The organism is Thiobaca trueperi, assembly GCF_004342175.1.
GTDB lineage: Bacteria > Pseudomonadota > Gammaproteobacteria > Chromatiales > Chromatiaceae > Thiobaca > Thiobaca trueperi.
Genome location: NZ_SMAO01000002.1, coordinates 141158 through 158194 on the forward strand (window position 1 = coordinate 141158; position 17037 = coordinate 158194).

At 64.9% G+C, this 17037-nt stretch carries 15 protein-coding genes; 6 read left to right on the forward strand and 9 right to left on the reverse strand.

What is annotated here, in order from left to right; genetic code table 11:
* Positions 1-121: 121 nt before the first annotated feature.
* The 3 genes from EDC35_RS03830 (at position 122) to EDC35_RS03840 (ending at position 5328) form a co-directional block, all read left to right on the forward strand.
* Entirely contained in the window at positions 122-2338 is a 2217-nt protein-coding gene (locus tag EDC35_RS03830) for a phosphoketolase family protein (protein ID WP_132975917.1), read from the forward strand.
* A gap of 76 nt (positions 2339-2414) precedes the next feature.
* Positions 2415-3746, forward strand: a complete 1332-nt coding sequence (locus tag EDC35_RS03835; protein WP_132975919.1) for a four-carbon acid sugar kinase family protein — start codon at positions 2415-2417, stop codon at positions 3744-3746.
* A gap of 163 nt (positions 3747-3909) precedes the next feature.
* On the forward strand, positions 3910-5328 hold the full coding sequence (locus EDC35_RS03840) for an acetyl-CoA carboxylase biotin carboxylase subunit (protein ID WP_132975921.1): 1419 nt from the start codon (positions 3910-3912) through the stop codon (positions 5326-5328).
* Positions 5329-5336: 8 nt separating this feature from the next.
* On the opposite strand, the gene EDC35_RS03845 is transcribed toward EDC35_RS03840, so the two are convergent.
* The 6 genes from EDC35_RS03845 to hemB all read right to left on the reverse strand — a co-directional run bounded on the left by EDC35_RS03845 (position 5337) and on the right by hemB (position 10718).
* Complete coding sequence (locus tag EDC35_RS03845; RefSeq protein WP_132975923.1) at positions 5337-5558, reverse strand: FeoC-like transcriptional regulator; 222 nt, start codon at positions 5556-5558, stop codon at positions 5337-5339.
* A gap of 118 nt (positions 5559-5676) precedes the next feature.
* The gene (gene feoB, locus EDC35_RS03850) at positions 5677-8025 is read right to left on the reverse strand and encodes a Fe(2+) transporter permease subunit FeoB (protein WP_132975925.1); all 2349 of its coding nucleotides are present in this window, start codon (positions 8023-8025) and stop codon (positions 5677-5679) included.
* Positions 8022-8258, reverse strand: coding sequence for a FeoA family protein (locus tag EDC35_RS03855; RefSeq protein ID WP_132975927.1), 237 nt, complete (start codon positions 8256-8258; stop codon positions 8022-8024). The genes feoB and EDC35_RS03855 overlap by 4 nt, the downstream gene beginning before the upstream one ends.
* Entirely contained in the window at positions 8255-8578 is a 324-nt protein-coding gene (locus EDC35_RS03860) for a FeoA family protein (protein ID WP_243651411.1), read from the reverse strand. The genes EDC35_RS03855 and EDC35_RS03860 overlap by 4 nt, the downstream gene beginning before the upstream one ends.
* 280 nt (positions 8579-8858) lie before the next feature.
* Positions 8859-9680 carry a shikimate dehydrogenase gene (gene aroE / locus EDC35_RS03865; protein ID WP_132975929.1) on the reverse strand — a complete coding sequence of 274 codons (822 nt, stop codon included), beginning with the start codon at positions 9678-9680 and terminating at the stop codon, positions 8859-8861.
* Between the two features lie 27 nt (positions 9681-9707).
* Positions 9708-10718 (reverse strand): porphobilinogen synthase, encoded by a 1011-nt coding sequence (gene hemB / locus EDC35_RS03870; protein ID WP_132975931.1) that lies wholly within the window; start codon positions 10716-10718, stop codon positions 9708-9710.
* Positions 10719-10974: 256 nt separating this feature from the next.
* Here hemB and EDC35_RS03875 point away from each other — a divergent pair, with 256 nt between their 5' ends.
* The 3 genes from EDC35_RS03875 to EDC35_RS03885 are packed head-to-tail and all read left to right on the forward strand — an operon-like array spanning position 10975 to position 13207.
* Complete coding sequence (locus EDC35_RS03875) at positions 10975-11676, forward strand: glycosyltransferase family 2 protein (protein ID WP_132975932.1); 702 nt, start codon at positions 10975-10977, stop codon at positions 11674-11676.
* A complete protein-coding gene (locus EDC35_RS03880; protein ID WP_132975933.1) occupies positions 11673-12032 on the forward strand; it encodes a DUF2304 domain-containing protein in 360 nt (119 codons plus the stop codon). The genes EDC35_RS03875 and EDC35_RS03880 overlap by 4 nt, the downstream gene beginning before the upstream one ends.
* Before the next feature lie 5 nt (positions 12033-12037).
* Positions 12038-13207 carry a glycosyltransferase gene (locus tag EDC35_RS03885; RefSeq protein ID WP_132975934.1) on the forward strand — a complete coding sequence of 390 codons (1170 nt, stop codon included), beginning with the start codon at positions 12038-12040 and terminating at the stop codon, positions 13205-13207.
* Here EDC35_RS03885 and EDC35_RS03890 read toward each other — a convergent pair.
* The 3 genes from EDC35_RS03890 to EDC35_RS03900 are packed head-to-tail and all read right to left on the reverse strand — an operon-like array spanning position 13149 to position 16995.
* Positions 13149-14615 (reverse strand): hypothetical protein, encoded by a 1467-nt coding sequence (locus tag EDC35_RS03890; protein ID WP_207896099.1) that lies wholly within the window; start codon positions 14613-14615, stop codon positions 13149-13151. The genes EDC35_RS03885 and EDC35_RS03890 overlap by 59 nt on opposite strands.
* A 2-nt stretch (positions 14616-14617) precedes the next feature.
* A complete protein-coding gene (locus tag EDC35_RS03895) occupies positions 14618-15814 on the reverse strand; it encodes a hypothetical protein (RefSeq protein WP_132975935.1) in 1197 nt (398 codons plus the stop codon).
* Positions 15815-15834: 20 nt separating this feature from the next.
* Positions 15835-16995, reverse strand: coding sequence for a glycosyltransferase (locus tag EDC35_RS03900; RefSeq protein ID WP_132975936.1), 1161 nt, complete (start codon positions 16993-16995; stop codon positions 15835-15837).
* Positions 16996-17037: the final 42 nt, after the last annotated feature.

Consider the following 17037-nt stretch of genomic DNA (forward strand, 5'->3'; position numbering starts at 1 on the left):
GAACCCATGTGCTGTTCGTCCCCTATTGCGGGATTCTCGCCTGCTCCCTAAAGTCTCCCCCTAACGCAAGCGGCCCTGGCCGAGACGGCCCCGCAATACAACCCGAGAAGGCAGAAAAACGATGACCACTGTAATCACCCGTCCCAGCCCGTCCGCGCCCGATTTTTGCGATGGCATCCTGCATTTCAGCGCGCCATCGGATGATTTTGCGCGCCTCGGTCAGACGCCCGCCATCTGCGACGGTCAGACCGGCATTCAGGAGATCGATGCGGCGGCCGTCTATCAGACCCGGTTGCTGGCCGATGCGCTGCGCTATCTGACCCTTCAGCTCTGTGCCGCGAAGGAGTCGGGGCATCCAGGCGGTTTCGCCAGCGCGGCGGACGCCTATGCGGCGCTGGCGATGCTGGGGCATACCAATATCGTGACCGAGGTCGGTCATCACGCACCCGGTTTCTACAGCGCCATGTTCCTGGATGGCTCGCTGGAGGCGATGGGCATCCGCACCATGACCGAGCTTCAGGCCCGCTTTCGCGAGCGCGACGGGCTGCTGGGGCATCTCTCGGGCGCGATTCCGGGTCTGCTGGCCCCGGCGGGTCCGCTCGGTCAGGGTCAGCACTTCGCCATGGCCGGGGCCTATCTGAATCGTGACAGGCTCTTTCCCTGCACCATCGGCGATGGCGGGCTGGGCGAACCCTATATCCTCTCGGCGATGAAGCATTTTCATACGGGGTATCCCGAGATCACCAACTTCCTGCCGGTGCTGATCTGGAATGGCTACAGTCAGGAGCATCATTCGATGGTGTCGCTGATGGACAACGACGCCATGATCGACTACTGGCGGGCGCACGATTTCGCACGCGTCATCCTGATCGATGCCAAGGCTTACGACGATGCCGGGCAGGAGGGCGCCTATGTGGACAGCACCCGCTTCAGCCCCGAGGCGCGTCTGGCCTTCAGCCGCGCCCTGCTGGAAGGGATGCGCGAGGCCGCCGACTCGGCGCTGGGCGGGACGTTGACGGCGGTCATCGTCAAGCAGCTCAAAGGGTCCGGCGTTCATGCCGCCGGGGCCAAGTCGCACAATCTCTATCCGGGCGACAGGGCGGACAAGCCCAACATCGCCGAGGCGCTGGAGCGCGGCGCGCTGTCGCCGGAGGCCTGGGCGCTGGTGCGGACCAATCTGCAACGCGCCGGTGGCGGACCTGCCGGCCAGACGGTAGTGACCGAGTTCGAGCGTCCGCTGACCGACATCGGCGCCCTGCCGACACAGGATTTCGCACCCGGCGAATCGGCGGTGCCGGCGAGCGCCTTCGCGGCGATGGTGGCCGAACTGGGCCGGCGCGATCCGCTGTTCGTGGTGACCAATGCCGACGGCAACGAGGCGTCGGCGATGAAGGCGATCAACGATGCGCTCAAGATCCGTCATCCGACCGTCGATCCGCTCTACAACCAGTCGCCGACCGGACAGGTCTATGAGCCGCTGAACGAAGACGCCTGCGCCGGCCTCGCGGCGGGTCTGGCGCTCTTCGGCGGGCGGTCGCTCTGGCTGTCTTACGAGAGCTTCGCCATCAACGGCTGGCCCATCGTGCAGACGGTCGGTCAGGCAATGGCCGAACTGCGGCGCAAGACTCCGGCGGTCGTTTCCATGTTCACCGCTGGTGCACTGGAGCAGGGTCGCAACGGCTGGACCCATCAGCGCCCCGAGATCGAGAACTACATCGGCGGGCAGATGCGCAATGGCAATGTCTATCTGCTCTATCCGGCTGACGCCAACCTGATCCAGGCCGCCTATGGCTGGGCGGTGGCGCAGTCCAACAAGTGCATCAGCATCGTCGCGTCCAAATCACCGCTGCCGGTGTATGTCACACCGGAGCAGGCGCGTGAGGCTATCGACTGCGGGGCGGTTTGTCTCTACGAGTCTGCCAGCGGAAGCGCCGGGACGGTCGTCTTCGCGGTGACCGGCGACATGGTTCTGCTGCCGGTCTTTGCCGCCAGGGAACGGCTGGAAGCGGCGGGCTATCGGGTGCGCATCGTCGCCGTGGTCAATCCGCGCCGGCTGTATCGCGCGCGGGATGTCGCCTGGTTGCACAGCGCCGAGCCCGATGACCTTTTCATGAGCGACACGGACTTCGACGCGCTGTTTCACGGCGAGGCGCTGATTGGTGTCAGCGGCGGCGGCACCGTCGCACTGGAGCCGGTGCTGCTGCGCTCGCGCGCCGCCGCACGCGATCTGTTCGGCTGGCAGCGCGGCGAGACGACGGCCAGTCCCGCCGAACTCATGGCCTTCAACGGCATCAGCGCCGAGACGCTGGAACAGCGCGCGCGTGAGCTGATGGGATGAATGCAGGAGCCCGCTTGTGGGCGAGAGTCGCCCGCAAGCGGGCTCCTACGTCAATCGACCAATGAGCACCAACACCATGCCCCTAACCCCGACGACCCGAATCATCGTCATCGACGACGATCCCACCGGCTCGCAGACCGTTCACGGCTGTCTGCTGCTGACGCGCTGGGATGTCGACACGCTCGCTGAGGCGCTGACCGACGACTCGCCGCTCTTTTTCGTTCTCAGCAACACGCGCGGCATGAGTGCCACCGAGGCCGCCGCCGTCACCCGCGAGATCTGCGTCAATCTGCGCGAAGCGCTGCGCCGGCTGGCGGATGCGGGTCAGGCGATCCGCCCGGTTGTGGTCAGCCGCTCCGATTCCACCCTGCGCGGCCATTATCCGGTGGAGACGGATGTGATCGCCGAGGAGCTTGGCCCCTTCGATGCCCATTTTCTGGTGCCGGCCTTTTTTGAAGGCGGGCGCATCACCCGCGACGGGGTGCATTATCTGCTGGTCGATGGTCAGCCGGTGCCGGTCAACGAGACCGAATTCGCCAGCGATTCGGTGTTCGGCTATCGCCATGCCTTTCTGCCCGACTATGTCGCGGAAAAGACCGCCGGGCGCATCACGGCGGATCAGGTCGAGCGTTTCGGCCTGACCGACATTCGCTCAGACATCGGCGGGCGGCTGCGTGCCCTGCACGGCAATGTCTGCTGTGTGGTCGATGCCGAGTGTCAGGCGGATCTCGACGGCTTCGCCCGTCAGGTGTTGGCGGCGGCGGGGGAGGGCAGGCGCTTTCTTTTCCGCAGTGCGGCCAGTCTGCTGACCGCCTTTGCCGGACTGCCGCCGCAGCCGGTGGCGCCGGACGCCATGTCCCGATTCGTGCGGAATGGACGTGCTGGCGTGGTGCTGGTCGGTTCGCATGTCGCGAAATCGACCCGGCAGTTGCAGACGCTCATCGATACCACGGATGTGCTTCCGATTGAAATCGATCTGGAGCGCCTGCTGGACGAGGAGGCGGCGCTGCGTCGTGATCTGCTGGAGCGGCTCGCCGCTGCGCAGGCCGAAAATCGCGGTGTGGTGCTTTATACCAGTCGGGGCGAGCGCCAGTTTCCGACCAAGGCCGAACGGCTGGCCTTCGGCGAGCGGGTGTCCGGTCTGCTGGTCGACATCGTGCGCGATCTGCCGCGCGAGATCGGCTTTCTCGTCAGCAAGGGCGGCATCACCTCCAACGACACCCTGAGCAAAGGACTGGCGCTGCGCACCGCCCGCGTGCTGGGTCAGATTCACCCCGGCTGCTCGGTGGTGCGTTGCCCGGACGATCACCCGCGTTTCCCCGGTCTGCCGACAGTCATCTTCCCCGGCAATGTGGGTGGCGACGGGGCGCTGGCGGATGTTTACCGGATTCTCGCCGGACCAGCGTAGGAGCCTGCTGGCGGGCGACTGTCGCCCGCCAGCGGGCTCCTACGGCTCTATCCCTTTGCACGATTCCATCCTTCCGTTATATTGCCGCGAACCTGCATAAACGGCGAGGTCGCTCGCCAACCGCCATTCCGGCCCCTGAACCGGCCGTTTCAGAGACAAACCGATGCTGCGTAAGATTCTGATCGCGAACCGTGGCGAGATTGCGGTGCGTGTGATCCGCGCCTGTGCCGAGATGGGGATCCGCTCGGCGGCCATCTATGCCGAGGCCGACCGCCATTCGCTTCATGTGAAGAAGGCCGATGAGGCTTACAGCCTGGGCAGTGATCCGCTGGCGGGCTATCTCAATATCCATAACATCGTCAATCTGGCCCTGGCGACCGGTTGCGATGCCGTCCATCCCGGCTACGGTTTTCTGTCCGAGAACCCGGAACTGGCACGCGCCTGCGTGCGGCGCGGACTGACTTTCATCGGCCCGACCGCCGAGGTCATCGCGCGCATGGGCGACAAGACCGAGGCGCGGCTGGCGATGCAGAAGGCCGGCGTGCCCGTGACACCGGGAAGCGCGGGCAATCTGGAAAACCTGGACGAAGCACTGCGGGTCGCCGATGAACTGGGCTACCCGGTCATGCTCAAGGCGACCTCTGGCGGTGGCGGACGCGGCATCCGGCGTTGCGACGATGCGAGCGCGCTGCGTCACAACTATGAGCGCGTCATCTCCGAGGCGACCAAGGCATTTGGTCGGGCCGAGGTGTTTCTGGAACGCTGCGTGGTCAACCCGCGCCACATCGAGGTGCAGGTGCTGGCGGATCAGCATGGCAACTGCGTGCATCTGTTCGAGCGCGACTGCTCGATCCAGCGACGCAATCAGAAGCTGATCGAGATCGCCCCCTCGCCGCAGCTCGACGAGGCCGAGCGTCAGTATCTGGGCGGTCTGGCGGTGCTGGCAGCACGCGCCGTCAATTACACCAACGCCGGTACGGTCGAGTTCCTGATGGACGCGCAGCGGCGCTTCTATTTCATGGAGATGAACACCCGCATCCAGGTCGAGCACACCATCACCGAGACCATCACCGGGGTCGATCTGGTCGAGGAACAGATCCGCATCGCCGCCGGTCTGCCGCTGCGCTTCAAGCAGCACGAGATCGGGCGGCGCGGCTTTGCGATGCAGTTCCGCGTCAACGCCGAGGATCCGAAGAACAACTTCCTGCCGAGCTTCGGGCGCATCTCGCGCTATTACGCCCCCGGCGGTCCCGGCGTGCGCACCGATGGGGCCATCTATACCGGTTACACGGTGCCGCCGCACTACGATTCCATGCTGGCCAAGGTCATCGTCTGGGCCTTGAGCTGGGACGATGTGGTCAATCGCGGCGAACGCGCGCTGCGCGACATCGGCGTCTATGGGGTCAAGACCACGCTTCCTTTCTATCAGGAAATCCTGCGTCATCCCGATTTCCGCTCCGGCAGCTTCGACACCGGCTTTCTGGAGACACACCCCGAACTGCTGGACTATTCCACCAAACGCCGCCGCGAGGACGTGGCCGCCGTGCTGGCGGCGGCCATCGCCGCACACGCCGGTTTATAGACCGCGCATCAATCGACCCACTCATAGATTTCGATACTGGCCGGATCGCATTGGCAGCACCCCCCGCCACAGGGGGTGTTGGCCGGCAGCCTGCGCACCCGGCCCTTGCGCTCCAGGGTGTCGAGCATCCCGCGCAGCGCCTCCGGGTCGGTATCAAAACGATGTGACAGATCGCGCAGCGCGGCGCGGCGGGTGTCGTGCAGATAGTGCGCAAGCTCGGTGACGATCATGTGTCCCCTCCGTTTGGTCTGACAATGCTTTTGAACCGCAAAGGCGCGAAGGACGCGAAGGATTTCAACAATTTTCTTTGCGTACTTTGCGCCTTTGCGGTTCCAGTCGCGACGGCCTTCAGGCTGCGTCCCGCGCCAGCGCGGGCGTGGCGGACGCACGTCGCGCCCAGAGCCGCATGCCGATGACGACGGCGATCAGCAGCGCCAGCATGCCACCGATCCAGGTCGACGAGCTGACCGGATCGCGGGCGAAGATCGCGGACTGGTAGAAAATCGTCGCGGTGACATAGCCCAGTCCCGTAGTCCAGAGGGTCGCGAAGACCGCCCAGCCGGCTGTGGTTTCACGCTGGATGGCGCCGATGGCGGCGACGCAGGGCGAATAGAGCAGGATGAAGAGCAGATAGGCAAAGGCGCCAGCCGTCCCATCGAAGCGTTCGGCCATGGCGCCGAAGGTGGCGGTGGTGACTTCCTGCTCCTCGGCGACGGCCTCGGGATCGCTCAGATCGCCGACGTCCAGACCCAGCGGATCGGACCAGGTGCCCAGCGCGTCGATGAGATTGGTCGGGATGGTCGCCACGGCTTCGCCCAGACCGGCCTGGAGACTGTAGGGCGCCGCTTCTTCCGTTTCCGCGTCCGGATCGGCAGGGGCGGTGCCGAGCGCGGAATAGGTGGCGTCCAGGGTGCCGACGACCGCCTCTTTTGCCAGGATGCCGGTAAAGATGCCGACCGTCGCCGGCCAGTTTTCCGCATTCAGACCCATGGGGCCGAAGGCCGGGGCGATGGTGCGTCCGATCTCGGCCAGTACCGAGCGTTCGCTGTCCTCGTTGCCGAAACTGCCGTCGGTGCCGGTGCTGTTGAGCACATTGATGACCAGCACCATGGGCACGATGATGGAACCGGCGCGCACCACGAAGCCTTTGGTGCGATCCCAGGTGCGCAGTAGCACGCCCTTGAGCGTCGGCAGGTGATAGGGCGGCAGTTCCATGACGAAGGGCATGGCCTGTCCCTCAAGCAGGGTGCGCTTGAGGATGAAGCCGGTCAGCATGGCGGCGGCGATGCCGATCAGATAGAGGGCGAAGACGATATTCTGTCCCCCGGTGGCGAAGAAGGCCGCCGCGAAGAGCACATAGACCGGCAGCCGCGCCCCGCAGGACATGAAGGGCGCCATGAGCACGGTGAGGATGCGGTCGCGCGGATTCTCCAGGGTGCGCGCCGCCATGATCGCCGGCACGTTGCAGCCGAAACCGACCAGCAGCGGGACGAACGACTTGCCGGGCAGACCTACGCTGCGCATGAAGCGGTCCATGACGAAGGCGGCCCGCGCCATGTAGCCCGAGTCTTCCAGCACCGACATGAAGAGATAAAGGAAGGCGATGATGGGGATGAAGGTGGCGACCACCTGAATACCGCCGCCGATGCCGTTGGCCAGACCGATGATGAGCCATTCCGGGGTGCCGATGGACGCCAGCACCTCGGCGGTTCCACCGACGAAGATCGTTCCGGCGGCGAGGTCGAAGAAATCGATGAAGGCGCCGCCGATGTTGATGGTGAACATGAACATCAGGTACATGACCACCAGAAAGATCGGGATGCCCAGCAGACGATTGAGCATGATCCGGTCGAGCCGGTCGGAGAGATTGCGCGCTACCTTGCCCGAATGCGTGACGCTGGCCTGGGTCACGGCATGTGCAAAGCCGTAACGCGCATCCGCGAAGAGAATATCGGCATCGTCGGCATCGGCCCCGAGCAGGTCGCGGATGTCGTGCGGGTCAATCCGGTCGCCAACCAGGGTGCGCGCCAGATCGTCGCCTTCGATCAGCCGCGCCGCCAGCCAGCGCGACGGATCGCCCGCTGCGGCGGCGATATCGGTCAGTCGCGGCTCCAGCGCCGCAATGGCGTCTTCCAGCTTTTCGCCATAGTCCAGGCGGATCGGCGCGATGGCCGGTTTGTCGGCGCTCGCCGCCCCGGTCTCCAGCAGGATCCGGCGCAGTTGATCCAGTCCTTCCCCGGACGCGGCGACGATGGGCACCACCGGACAGCCAAGCCGCGCCGCGAGCGCCGCGCAGTCGATCGTCAGTCCGCGCTCCCCGGCCACGTCCATCATATTGAGCGCCAGCACCAGCGGACGGCCCATTTCGATGAGCTGGGTGGTGAGATAGAGATTCCGCTCCAGGCTCGATGCATCCAGGATATTGAGAATGACATCCGCCTCACGGGCATGGACGAAATCGCGCGCGATGCGCTCGTCGAGCGAGACGGACTGATCGGTGACATCCAGTGAATAGGTGCCCGGCAGATCGATCAGGGTGACATCGGCATCCCCGAAGCGATAACGCCCGGTCTTGCGCTCGACCGTGACTCCGGACCAGTTGCCGACCTGCTGGCGCGAACCGGTCAGCGCATTGAAGAGTGTCGTCTTGCCGCAGTTGGGGTTGCCGACGACGCCGATGGTATAGGTCTGTTTCATCCCATGCGCTCCATGTTGATCGCCGCTGCCTCATCGCGCCGAAGACTGACCGAAGTGCCGCGCACCCGGACCTCGACCGGATCGCCGAGCGGTGCGACCCGGATCACCTCCAGCGCCACGCCCGGTGTCAGCCCCATCGACAGGAGCTTACGCCGATAGGCGCCACCGCCGGCCTGAAAGCCGAGCACACGCCCCTGTTCGCCCACCGCAAAATCTTTCAGGGTGTCAGTCATGGCGCCACCGCCGTGACCAGGATCTTGGCCGCCATGCCGCCGCCCAGCGCGATCCGCGTCTCGCCGCGCGCGACCACCAGACCGCAGCCCTGACGTTGCAGGATGCGTACTTCGGTACCCTGGTTCAGACCCAGCTCGGTCAGACGCATCACCAGCCCCTTCCCGCCCTGAAGCGATTGGATGCGCACCTGCTCGCCTTCCCTGGCCATGGTGAGTGGAAAGGGCTTGGCGTGATTGATCTCAGGTTGTGGCAGCGCGTCAGCGAGCGGCGCGGAAAGCAGGGCTTCAGTCATGCCAGGAGGCAGCGCGTGAAGCGTCATGGAGGAATTCATGAACAGATGGCCTCAACGGGAAACGAACAAGAATGATTCCCATATTATTCTGCGGTCCATTTTAATGCAAATCACTCTTAAACCGCGCCCGTTGCGGCATGCGAGGTTTCTGGATTGAGTCAGCCTTGGCGGAATCGACGACTGTCGGAGCTGGCGCGGTTTAAGATTTTAAATAATATGAGATTTTAAACCGCGTCCCCACTGAGTTCAGCGAAGACCCCGGAGCCAAACACAAGGTGAAAATGATGTTTGTCGTGCTGGACGCGGTTTAACGTGGATGACGCAGCAGGGCGATCACCGGTGCGGTATCCGGACGCACATCCCGCCACAGATGGAAGGATTCGGCAGCCTGTTCGACCAGCATGCCGAGACCGTCCAATGCCTGCGCGGCACCGTGATCCAGACCCCAGCGCTGGAAGGCGGTGGGGGCATCGCCATAGAGCATGTCGTAGATCCAGCCGCCAGCGATCAGGCAGTCGTCGGGAATCGGCGGCACGGCGTCCGCCAGACCCGCCGAAGTGGCATTGATGATCAGATCGAAGCGCTCGCCCGCCAGCTCATTCAGTCCACAACCGTTCACCGGCCCGCAGGTTACGCCGAGTGCGGCCAGCTCCTGCGCCTTGATCGCGGTGCGGTTGGCAATCACCAGCCGTTTCAGTCCGGCTTCGAGCAATGGCCGCAGCACACCGCGCGCCGCGCCGCCCGCGCCGAGCAGGAGCACCCGTGCATCCTCGAAATCAAAGCCGTGGTTGTCGGCCAGATCACGCACCAGACCCACGCCATCGGTGTTGTCGCCGCGCAATCGGCCATCGGCCAGCCGGATCAGGGTATTGACCGCACCCGCCAGCTCGGCCCTTGAGCTGCGCTCGTTTGCCAGCGCCCAGGCCTGTTCTTTGAACGGAACGGTGACATTGAGGCCCAGGCCGCCAGCCGCCATGAAGCGGCTGACCTCGCCCGCAAAATCGGCCGGGTCGCCGAGGATGCGGTCGTAGATCAGATCCTGCCTGGTCTGGCGCGCAAAGGCGGCATGGATCGCGGGCGATTTGCTGTGAGCGATGGGATTGCCGATGACGGCGTAGCGGTCGGACATGGATTCAGCCTGCGATGCCGCCTGTTTTCAGCCCAACCAGCGGGCCACGTCCTTGGCGTAATAAGTAAGGATGCCGTCGGCCCCGGCGCGCTTCATGGAGACCAGCGCCTCCAGCACCACTGCCTGTTCGTTGAGCCAGCCGTTCTGGCTCGCGGCCTTGAGCATGGCGTATTCGCCGCTGACCTGATAGACGAAGGTCGGCGCGCCGAACTGGTCCTTGATGCGCCGGACGATGTCCAGATAGGGCAGGCCGGGCTTGACCATCACCATGTCGGCACCCTCGGCCAGATCCAGCGCGACCTCATGGATGGCCTCGTTGGAATTGGCCGGATCCATCTGATAGGTGTATTTATTGCCCGCGCCCAGATTGGCAGCCGAACCGACCGCGTCGCGGAAGGGACCGTAATAGCTGGAGGCGTACTTGGCCGAATAGGCCATGATGCGGGTGTGGATGTGTCCGGCCCCCTCCAGTGCCGCGCGCACCGCGCCGATGCGCCCATCCATCATGTCCGATGGGGCGACGATGTCGGCCCCGGCCTCGGCATGCGAAACCGCCTGACGCACCAGTACCTCGACCGTCTCGTCATTGAGCACATAGCCCGCATCATCGATCAGACCGTCCTGACCGTGCGTGGTGAAGGGATCGAGCGCCACGTCGGTCATGACGCCCATTTCGGGTACGGCATTCTTGATGGCGCGCACCGCGCGTTGCGCCAGACCATCCGGATTGAAGGCCTCACGCGCATCGAGCGATTTGGCCGACATCGGCGTGACCGGAAAGAGCGCCATCGCCGGAATGCCAAGCTGCTGCGCCTCGCGCGCCGCTTCAACCAGCAGATCGATGCTCAGACGCTCCACCCCCGGCATTGAGGCCACCGCCTCGCGCTCGCCCTGGCCTTCCAGCACGAACACCGGCCAGATCAGGTCGTCAGGGGTCAGCGTGTTTTCGCGCATCATGCGGCGCGAAAAGTCGTCGCGGCGCATCCGGCGCATGCGGGTGATGGGATAGGCGGAACGGGGGGTGTCAAGATCGGCCATGAGTCAAAGAGCCTCGGGATGAGATCCGGCGCGTCCGGGACCATCCCGGCGCTTCAGGGTTGGATAACATAGCTCAGGAGCGGTGTCGGCTCCAGTCGCGGGAGCAAAATACAGACGGCAGGCCGTGGTCGAGCGGCTGCCGACCGTTCGGAAGCAGGTTCAACGAGCGGCGGATTGGGCAGGGCGGGCGCAATTCTGTAAACTCTCCGACCATCTCAGCAGATTGTCCCCCTCCGGTTCCGCAAACACATCTTCCATGATCCTGATCCCTGCCCATAACGAGGCCGCCACCGTTGGCACCATCGTCGCTCAGGTGCGCCAGTGCTGCGATCAGCCGGTGGTGGTCATCGATGATTGCAGCACCGACGAGACCGCCGAGGTCGCGCTTGCGGCGGGCGCCAGCGTGCTGCCGCTGCCGCTGCAACTCGGCGCCTGGGGGGCGATCCAGACCGGTCTGCGGTATGCGCTGGATCAGGGCTGTCATCTGGCCATCACGCTCGATGCCGATGGACAGCATGAACCGGCCTGGCTGGGCGATCTGCTTGAACCCATCGTGGCCGGTCGGGCGGATGTCGTCATTGGCGCCTTTCCGGCCCGCGCCAGCCGTGCCCGCCGCATCGCCTGGGGCTATTTCCGCTGGCTGACCGGACTGGGACTGGAGGACATCACCTCCGGCTTCCGCGCCTATAATCATCAGGCGATGATTCTGCTGGCCTCGCGCGAGGCCAGTCTGCTCGATTATCAGGATGTCGGCGTGCTCCTGATCCTGCATCGACACGGGCTGCACACACTGGAAGTGCCGGTGCCCATGCAGCCGCGCATGCAGGGTGCCTCGCGGGTGTTCGATTCCTGGTGGACGGTGGGCAAATACATGCTGCAAACCAGTCTGCTGTGTCTCGCCCGGGTCGGCTACGGTCGCGCGCCACCATCCATTGACGAAACCTCATCGAACCCATGACCTATCAAATGACCTCGATGGTGATCGGGCTTCTGCTCGCCATCATCATTCTCTGGCTGGTGCGTCGCGATCATCTGCACGGGCCTTATGCCGTCTGGTGGATCGGCGCAGCGGCGACGGTGGCGCTGCTCGGCTTTTTTCCCCGGCTGTTCGACGCCATCGCCGTCTATGTCGGCGTCAGCTATCCGCCCATGCTGGCGATGGTGCTCGGTTTTGCCCTGCTGCTGGTCAAGATCCTGACCATGGATCTGGAGCGTTCGCGCCAGGAGCGCCAGATCCGTCGGCTGGCCCAGCGTCTGGCGATGCTGGAGGCGCGGCGCCCAGCGTCGGGCACGCCGCCGGATACGGGCGAGTAAGCGCGATGCGCGTGCTGCATGTCGGCAAGTTTTATCCGCCCTTTGCCGGCGGGATCGAATATTTTCTCGCCGATCTGCTGCATGCCCTGCCGGCACAGGGCGTGACGGCGGCGGCGCTGGTGCATGACGAAGACTCGACTGGCGCGCGTCCGGCGCCGAATGATGCCATTGCGATCTATCGCGCACCCTGTCATGGCCGACTGCTCTACGCCCCCGTGAGTCCGGGCTTTCCGTTCTGGCTCAAGCGGGCGATCAACGAGTTCCGGCCCGACCTGCTCCATCTGCATCTGCCCAATACCTCAGCCTTCGCAGCCCTGATCCTGCCCGCCGCGCGTCGTCTGCCCTGGGTGATTCACTGGCACGCCGATGTGGTGGCCTCCACCATCGATCGGCGTCTGGCGCTGGCCTATCGGCTTTATCGGCCCTTTGAGCAGCGTCTGCTGGCAGCCAGCCGTGCGGTGATTGCGACATCGCCGGCCTATCTCCAATCCAGCCCCGCGCTGACGCCCTGGCGCGAGCGGTGCGAGGTGATTCCGCTGGGTCTGGATCCGGCCCGTCTCCCTGATCCTGAACCGGACGCGCTGGCACAGGCCGAGGCGCTCTGGGGTAAAGATGGCCTGCGGGTGCTGGCGATTGGTCGGCTGACCTATTACAAGGGTCACGACACCCTGATCCGCGCCGCTGCCGAGGTGCCTGATGCGCGCGTCCTGATCGTGGGTTCCGGCGAGCGGCGTGAGCCATTGCTGGGATTGATTCGGTCGCTGGGTCTGGAACAGCGGGTGAGCCTGCCCGGTTTTCAGCCCGATGCGATGCTCCATGCCCTGCTGGCGAGCTGCGATCTGCTCTGTCTGCCCTCGCTGGAACGCACCGAGGCCTTCGGTCTGGTACTGCTGGAGGCGATGCGCTTCGGCAGGCCGGTTGTGGCAAGCGACATTCCAGGCTCAGGCGCCGGCTGGGTCGTGCGTCAGGCCGGGCATGGCGTGCTGACGCCGCCGGGCGATCCGGCGCCGCTTGCGCAAACCCTGCGCAGGCTCCAGTCCGATCCTGCGTCTCGCCAGCGGATGGGGCAGGCGGGCAGGGTGGCGCTGCGCGAGCAGTTCGGCATGGAGCCGGTGGCTAAGGCGGTGACGGATTTATATCGGCGGATGGTGGAAAAGAATGGGCGGTCGGTTTGACCGCAGCGTCTCGTCCTGCCCACAACGTCAGCATCCAGAACACGAAGGCCGGAGCAAAGTGCAGCAGCAGCCGGTTGATGCTGGTGGACTGAGCGGCCCAGAGATGGGCATTGGTCAGGAAAAAGAGCACGAAGAGCGCCAGCAGACTGCCAAGAACGAATGTCAGCCCCGCCCGCTGCCAGGGCGCTGCGCCCTGGCGGACGGTCTCGATCAGGCTCCAGACGACGGCGGCAGTCAGCAGATAGGCGAAGAGGTGCCAGCTTCCATAAACGAACAGATTGCGTGCGACCGGTTCCCAAGTGTCGTGATAGGAGAACTCGAAGCGGCCCAATCCAGGCGCCTCGATCAGGTTCGGCGCCAGATGCAGCGCGCCGAGCACCGGAATCTCAACCGTCAGCCCGCCCCGCAGCCCGATGGCAAGCAGGATGACCGCTGCCGCCGAGACCAGCCACAGCAAACCGCGCCCGGACAGACGCGCGGCGAACAGCGCGGCAAGCAGGAGCAACAGCCAGACCAGCCCCTCCTGTTTGATGAGCGGACAGGCCAGCGCCAGCACCAGCGCCAGCAGTCCCTGACGCCAGTCGCCGTCGCGCGCCCAATGCAGCAGGGCAATCAGCGCCAGACCGAGCGTGGTCGCCAGCCAGAGATCGGCATAGCCGGCGAGCGCGACATGCGTGTTCAGCAGCGGCAGCGACAGCAGCAGCCAGAGCAAGACCAGACTTGTCAGCGGCGAGGCGCCCCACAGACGCGCCTGTCCGTAAAACCCAAGTCCCAGCGCCAGCGCACAACCCAGCCAGGGCAGGTTGGCGGCAGTCTCGTTCCAGCCGCCGTAGCCCAGGGTCGGCCAGAGCGCCAGCAGCGAGACAGTTTCGGGATAGCTCGAGGCGGCGATGGTGTAGGCGCTGGCGCCGGGATCAGCCAGCCAGTCCTGCGCCGACACGAAGGGCGCCAACTGCTGCAATTCGGACCAGACCCGTGCGCGCACCGCCCAGGTCGTCCAGGCGTCCCAGGGAAAGAGCGGCTCCCACCAGACCTCCAGCGCCAGTCCGAGCAGACGCGCGCCCAGCCAGAGCAGCAGGAGCGCGAAGAGGATCTGTTGCCAGACAGGCAGACGCCGGAAGACGCCCGGATTGTCGCCCGTCCCGATCCTCACACGCTGTCGCAAACGCTGAACGGCCATTGCCGCCAGGAGCGCGAACAGAAGCAGCGTTGCGAAGAGTGCGAACGGCAGGCCAGCCATCCCGAAACCGCGCAACAGAAGCGTCACCCCCAGCAGCGACAGCAGATAACCATAGCCCAGTGCCAGCGGCCAGACACCGGCCACCGGCTCGCGCCACAGCAGACGCAGCCAGAGCGCGCCCGCCAGCCAGGGCAATCCCAGGGCCAAAGCAACTCCGAACCAGCCCATGATCAGAATCCTCTCCGCAGGAGAAACAGGGCGCCGCGACCGGGCTCGGCATACACCAGATCCGCCGGCCATTGCACGGCCTTCAAACTGAGCAGATGACGCTCGCGGTCATAGTCCAAACCAGGAAGCGGTTCCAGAACCAGAACATAATCGCCGGGATGGGCCTGTTTGGCATCTGGCAGAACCGACAGGCCGGCATAGGCGTTATGCGGCAGCAGATGATAACGCGCCCGTCCGCTCACATAGCCGTTGGGATCCTCGCTGAGAATGAAGATGCGGGCCGGTTTTGCGGGCAGACGCTGGCGCACCTCGCGCACGAAGGGATAGAGACGACGATCCGGTCCGGCGAGCTGACGCGCCTCGTCGTCCAGCCCGGCGTAGAGCGCCTGGGTCTGGACGAGACGCTGCCCCAGCACCCACTGCCAGCGCAGATCCAGCGCCAGCCAGCCAATGACCAGGATGACGGCATAGGGCGCCAGCGACCTGTGGCCGCGCCAGGGCGGATTGAGCAGGGCATAGAGCAGACCGGCAAGGGCCGCCCACAGTGCAGTGATGACGACGGGTCGAAAACTGGCGTCGCGTGGTCCGCCATCATCGAAATTGATCGAGCGCCCGGTCCAGCCATCGGCCTCTGTCCAGCCAGATGTCAGTGCGTTCAGCAGCATGGTGAAGGTCGGAGGGGGGGATTGAAGCGTCAGACTGCGAACCAGAATCGGCTCCTGGAGCGCGCCCTTGATGACCAGCCCGATGGCGACGATCTGGCCTGTCCACTTTGGCTCATCGTGCAGATCCAGCCGACCCTCGCCGTCCTGATCGAAAGACAGCGCCTGTTCCCGGATCCGGCGCGGGTTATCGGCGGTTGACCAGATCAGACCGACCTGCTGATCCGGTTTCAGGCCATCCACTTGCCAGGACAGACGGCAATACTGTGCCGCCTCCAGCGGTCGCATGGCGCCCTGCACGATGGCGACCCCATTGGCTTCAGGCTGGCGGATCGACACACCCTCCGCTGTCTCCTCACCCGCACCAGCGGTGAGTTGCAGATCCGCACCGGTCAGCATCAGGTGCGGCGCGACCAGGGGGTCGCCGGAGCGATACAGCAGCCACAGCGTCAGCATCACCAATAGCGCCCCGCCAAAAACGGCGATGAGGAAGCTGGCGACCGGTCGCCACAGTCTGATCGATGATCGTATTTCCATTGTTGGCGTCCAAAGCATCTTCAAAGGTGACGGTGGGGCGGAGTCAGCTCGCTGAAAACGGCTTCATAATGCGCAGCCATCCGGGCGATGGAAAGCTGTCTGGCCCGCGCCTGCCCCAGTTCGGCCAGGGCGAGCCGCCGCGCCGGATGATCCAGCAGACTGGCGATGCCCGCCGTGAGGGCGTCGGCGTCATTGCCGGGCACCAGCAGCCCGAAACGGTTGTCCCCAATGACCTCGCGCGGTCCATAGGGGCAATCCGTGGCAATGACCGGCGTGCCGCAGGCCATGGCCTCCAGCATGGTATAGCCAAAGCCCTCGAACTGGCAGGTGTGCACATAGAGATCGGCGCGGCGCATGTAAGGATAGACATTCTGCTGATGGCCGACGAAGGCCACGCGCTCCTGCAACCCCCAGTCTGCAATCCGGCCCTCCAGTGCGCCCCGCTCGGGACCGTCGCCGACGACAGCCAGCGTGGCGGGATGAGTGGCTTGCAGCCGTCGAAACGCCTCCAGCAACAGACCCAGATCCTTTTCGATCGAGAGCCGCGCGGCCACGCACAGGAGTGGCAGGTTTTCGGGCAGTCGCTCCAGCCCCGGTGCGGGCGCGGTTGCCGCAAGGCTCACGCTGGCATTGTCGATGCCATTGGGGATCACGACCGTGCGCGCTTTCGATCCCAGAAAACGCCAGCGCAGCTCGCGTGCGGTGCCTTCCGAGGGCACGATCATCCGATCCGCCAGCCGCGCCGTGCCGCCGATGGCGGCGTGCAGAAAGACCCGGCGACGGATGCCATGCTCGTAGCGGCGGATATGTTCATAGGCCGGCCCGCGATAGCTGCCGACCGTTTTGATCGGCAGTCGCGCCAGCCGCGTGCCCAGGACGGCCAGCGCCGCCGGGTAATGCATCATTCCCAGCACGATATCCGGTTTGGCCTCGCGCAGGAGTTCGCTGCATGCCCGGGCGTCGGACAGCAGATCACGGGGCGAATTGAACCAGCCGTGGCGCAGGTGGGGAGCGGTATCGATGAAGGCGTCGCAGCGTGCGGGGAGCAGATCACGTAGCGCCTCGGGTGAGGCAAGGGTGACATGTCGCACGACATCCCGGTTGAGATGGGTCAGCAGGTTGCTGGTGGTGCGTTCAGCGCCGCCGAAGATCGTGGCGAGATGGAGGATCAGCAGCCGCATACTGTTATTCCAGGACGATGCCGCGAATTTTGATCGGGAATC

Bases quoted from the DNA above. Each gene is read 5' to 3' on its own strand.
- EDC35_RS03835 (WP_132975919.1), top strand. From the start codon at position 2,415: ATGCCCCTAACCCCGACGACCCGAATCATCGTCATCGACGACGATCCC.
- EDC35_RS03885 (WP_132975934.1), top strand. From the start codon at position 12,038: ATGCGCGTGCTGCATGTCGGCAAGTTTTATCCGCCCTTTGCCGGCGGG.
- EDC35_RS03830 (WP_132975917.1), top strand. From the start codon at position 122: ATGACCACTGTAATCACCCGTCCCAGCCCGTCCGCGCCCGATTTTTGC.
- aroE (WP_132975929.1), bottom strand. From the start codon at position 9,680: ATGTCCGACCGCTACGCCGTCATCGGCAATCCCATCGCTCACAGCAAA.
- EDC35_RS03890 (WP_207896099.1), bottom strand. From the start codon at position 14,615: ATGGGCTGGTTCGGAGTTGCTTTGGCCCTGGGATTGCCCTGGCTGGCG.
- EDC35_RS03840 (WP_132975921.1), top strand. From the start codon at position 3,910: ATGCTGCGTAAGATTCTGATCGCGAACCGTGGCGAGATTGCGGTGCGT.
- feoB (WP_132975925.1), bottom strand. From the start codon at position 8,025: ATGAAACAGACCTATACCATCGGCGTCGTCGGCAACCCCAACTGCGGC.
- EDC35_RS03860 (WP_243651411.1), bottom strand. From the start codon at position 8,578: ATGACGCTTCACGCGCTGCCTCCTGGCATGACTGAAGCCCTGCTTTCC.
- hemB (WP_132975931.1), bottom strand. From the start codon at position 10,718: ATGGCCGATCTTGACACCCCCCGTTCCGCCTATCCCATCACCCGCATG.
- EDC35_RS03875 (WP_132975932.1), top strand. From the start codon at position 10,975: ATGATCCTGATCCCTGCCCATAACGAGGCCGCCACCGTTGGCACCATC.
- EDC35_RS03880 (WP_132975933.1), top strand. From the start codon at position 11,673: ATGACCTATCAAATGACCTCGATGGTGATCGGGCTTCTGCTCGCCATC.
- EDC35_RS03900 (WP_132975936.1), bottom strand. From the start codon at position 16,995: ATGCGGCTGCTGATCCTCCATCTCGCCACGATCTTCGGCGGCGCTGAA.
- EDC35_RS03845 (WP_132975923.1), bottom strand. From the start codon at position 5,558: ATGATCGTCACCGAGCTTGCGCACTATCTGCACGACACCCGCCGCGCC.
- EDC35_RS03855 (WP_132975927.1), bottom strand. From the start codon at position 8,258: ATGACTGACACCCTGAAAGATTTTGCGGTGGGCGAACAGGGGCGTGTG.
- EDC35_RS03895 (WP_132975935.1), bottom strand. From the start codon at position 15,814: ATGGAAATACGATCATCGATCAGACTGTGGCGACCGGTCGCCAGCTTC.